Source organism: Aquiflexum sp. (genome assembly GCF_041751335.1).
Classification (GTDB): domain Bacteria; phylum Bacteroidota; class Bacteroidia; order Cytophagales; family Cyclobacteriaceae; genus Aquiflexum.
In genome coordinates this window covers 1-3,717 of the sequence record NZ_JBGSXS010000133.1, presented here as the reverse complement: position 1 = coordinate 3,717, position 3,717 = coordinate 1, and the positions used below count along the sequence as shown (strand labels likewise).

Below are 3,717 nucleotides of genomic sequence, written 5' to 3'. Positions count from 1 at the left end.
CCTTTCCATATAGTTTCTCAGAAAGCGTCAAATCACCGGTCTTCAGATTCCACTTTTCTATCAAATCACTGGGCAATTCCAAGTCAAACCCAAAAGTCTGCTCCGCATCAAAATTGCAGACAATCAATAGCTTTTGGTTGTAACTCCATCGTACAAAAGAAAAAACCCTGTCATTGTACCATTCGGTATGATGGCGGTTGTGGCTGTGGATTTCCTGATAAACGCCTGCAAGTGCTGAACTTCCCTTGGTGAAATTCAAGAGCCTGACATAGAAGTCCCTCAGTTCTTTTTCCTCAACTGATAACTGTCCCCCATCAAATTTCCCTTCGTTCATCCACCTTTGGTGATGGGGAACACCGATATAGTCAAAAATGGAAGTTCTTGTGGGATTGCCGAATCCGGCTTTTTCTGTACCAGGTTCTCCAACTTCCTGTCCAAAGTAAATCATCATAGGTGCGGCATCAATGGTGGCTGAAAGGACCGCGGCAGGTTTGCCGATTTCCGCTTTGCCGACAAAATCCGGACTTGCAATACGCTGCTCATCGTGGTTTTCTAAAAAGTGCAGCATGTGCTTGCCTATATCCGAAAGTCCATTTTGGATGCCGATAAGATTATCCGTAGATCCTTTTCCTTGCATGATGTTTTTGAGGGTATCGTACAACTCCACCTTGTCATAGAGGTAATCCATTTTGCCAAAGTGGATGTAGTTTCGGTATTCCCTTGGATTGTAGATTTCTGCCAACAGAAATGCATCAGGATTTTTCATCTTGATGGCCGAGTTCATATAACTCCAAAACTCCACGGGCACCATTTCCGCCATGTCATAGCGGAAACCATCCACTCCTTTTTCAATCCAAAAGAGGGCAATATCCCTGAATTTCTTCCAGGAGTCAGGTACATCCTTATCCTTCCAAAAAGCGAAATGCGCCTGATAGTTTTTTTGACCAAATTCAGCAGGTAATTCAGGAAAATCCTTTGTGCCATCAGGCCTGATGCCATAATTGATTTTGACGGTTTCATACCAGTCATAAAAATGTGGCTGAGGTTCTCTACTGCCGTTTCCGGTCCATTTAGCTGGGTTTTCGTCAAATTTCCCATCGGCCAAAGGATGGGCTTCTCCGCCAAGTGGCTTGTATTCATTCAAAGGTTCCGGTACTTCAAACGCTTTTCCCGGGATATAGTAGAAATTATTGTCCCTTTTGTATTCGACAGAGGTATCATCATCCGCACCAAAATCCTTTATGCCTTCAGGGTTGTTTTTACCTTCATATTTCCGTGCAATATGGTTGGGTACGATATCTATGATGACCTTCATGCCATGCTTGTGGGTGCGGTCAATCAAGGCCTCAAATTCCTCCATTCTTTTGGCAGGGTCAACTGCCAAATCAGGATTGACCTGATAGTAGTCTTTGACGGCATAGGGGGAACCTGCCCTGCCCTTGACCACATCCGGGTCATCATTGGAAATACCATAAGATGTATAATCACGGATGACAGCATGATGGGGAATTCCGGTGTACCAGATATGGGTAACACCCATGGCCTTGATTTCTTTCAAGGCTTTATCCGTAAAGTCATTGAACTTGCCCACGCCGTTTTCCTCAATGGTGCCCCAAGTTTTGTTGGTTGTATTGGTATTGCCAAAAAGGCGGGTGAAAACCTGGTAAACGACGATTTTATGTGGTTCAGTCATGGTGGATTCTTCTTTTTGAATTTCAGGGGAGCTACAGCTGATTCCGGCAAAAGTCAATGTGCCAATAAGGCCAGCAAGAACAAAGAATTTTTTCATAGGGCTAAATATAAAAAGTAGTTTCCCACAAAGGCACAAAAACACAAAGAAAAAGACCTTTCAGGTTTTCAAAACCTGAAAGGTCTCAAAACCGGAAAAGAATTGAATGCTAAAGTCCTCCAATCTGTTTTTTTGAAGTTCTTTTTCCTACCCAAACCAAACCTGCCGACAGTCCCAAAAAAACCAAAAGGAGGAAAAATGAATTGACCAAAACCTGCTGCATGCCCAGTTCAGCAACATTGACAAATGGATAAGGATAAAAATCTGAAAGATGCCCCCTGCCTAAAATATACACCAAATAAATCAAAGGATACAGTAACCAATAAGGCAATTGGTTCCAGCGGATATTGTTCTTTTTCTCATAAATAAACCAAAAGATCAGTACCAAAACAGGATTTACGGAATGTAGCAACTCATCAACAACTTTCTGCATGCCTTCCGGTTCCCAGATTTGTCTCAATACCAATTGATACACCAAACCGACCACAAGAATATATACCGTAATGGCAGTCAAAGTTCCAGGTTGCTGCCAAAAACTTTTTTGATTCTTAGCCATGCATTGTACTGTAAAGTAAACAGCCACCAGGGTATTGGTCAGAATGGTGAAAAAACTGAAAAAGCGGACGATGGTTTCAGGGACTGAAGCCACCCTGTTTTCCATCATCAGGTAGAATTGCATGATCACCGCAAACCATGCTATGATGGCAAAAATTAGAGCAATGTTTTTTTTCATATTGAAATGGATTAATCCAGCTTGGTTTACGAAAGGCCACAGGCCGCTTACCAATCAATAAATGAAATGCCCAATCCAATCGTGGTTTGCCTGTGGTTGTAATCAATCATGGTTTCACCATAGCCGTCAAAGACCTGAAGGTGTCCACGAAGATTATTTTTGATTGGAAACACATAATTGAACTGTGCAGAACCCCTGTTTGGGTTGAAACTCAGATTATTTCTGGCAATGACATAAATGCTATGGTTTTTGACCGTATAGGCGACTGTGGCTTCTGCCCTTCCGATAAAATCCATGATCAAAGGATTTTCATCCTCTTCATCAGGCAATCTAATCCAAGGTCTAAGTACAACCATCCATCGGTCTCTTTCCAGTCCTGCATGAAATATCACCCTATTCCAGCTTCTAGACCTTGGAAGGTCCTGGCCATTGGATTGGTGGTTGAAGGATACACCAACTGTCCGCCATCTGAATCCCAGCACATTGGCATTGAGGCCAAAATTTAACATGAGTTCAGGTTCGTAATTGAGTTCACGGAATGTGCGGGAAAGGTCTGTATTGAAAATCTGCCAATGCGCCACCTGTGTATAGGCAATCCACAAATCTCCATGGCCCCAAAACATGGATTGCAGAACCTTGCTCTTGAAGCTCAATTGGAATTTTGCCTCGTAATTGTTGTATGGACTTGCTTCGGGAACAGAAAAATCAGGGTTTTCGCTTTGGGGCTGAAAGTTTGGATTATTGGACCAACGGCCTGCAGTGATGTAAAATGGCTTGTAATAATTAAGCCTGAAAGTCCCCTTCTTGTCTGCCGAATCCAATTCCCATCTTTGAGAAAGAGTTTGGGAAATGATCCTGTTCTGTAGTTCGGTGATTTCCTGTGCCAGTCCCTGACCAGCCATCAGAATCAAAAGAATTAGGTAAACATGTTTCATAGTAGTAGTAGTAATGGCAAGTAAAAATTTTTAATAATACACTTTTGGAGAAAAGATTGTTTTCAAATCTTATGCAAACCAAAAAAGGAGAGAATTTTAAAAAGCTGGTTGTGAATCTTTCTAAATTTAATATCAGAAAGTGATGGTTGAATTAATTTTATCTTCGTCTGTTTTGAAATTTATTCTTAATGGGAATTCATTCCTACTTAAGACCTGTCAGGTTTTCAAAACCTGACAGGTCTTATTGCCAAGATCATATA

The 3,717-nt window shown here is 41.8% G+C and carries 3 protein-coding genes; all 3 read right to left on the bottom strand.

Annotated features, from left to right (window positions below; genetic code table 11):
- Positions 1 to 1,789 (bottom strand): alpha-amylase family glycosyl hydrolase (locus ACEW8U_RS07140; RefSeq protein WP_373521350.1); only part of this gene is annotated, 1,789 nt, incomplete at its 3' end.
- Positions 1,790 to 1,898: 109 nt separating this feature from the next.
- Positions 1,899 to 2,522 (bottom strand): Pr6Pr family membrane protein, encoded by a 624-nt coding sequence (locus ACEW8U_RS07135; protein WP_373521349.1) that lies wholly within the window; start codon positions 2,520 to 2,522, stop codon positions 1,899 to 1,901.
- Between the two features lie 47 nt (positions 2,523 to 2,569).
- Entirely contained in the window at positions 2,570 to 3,457 is an 888-nt protein-coding gene (locus ACEW8U_RS07130) for a phospholipase A (RefSeq protein WP_373521348.1), read from the bottom strand.
- Positions 3,458 to 3,717: the final 260 nt, after the last annotated feature.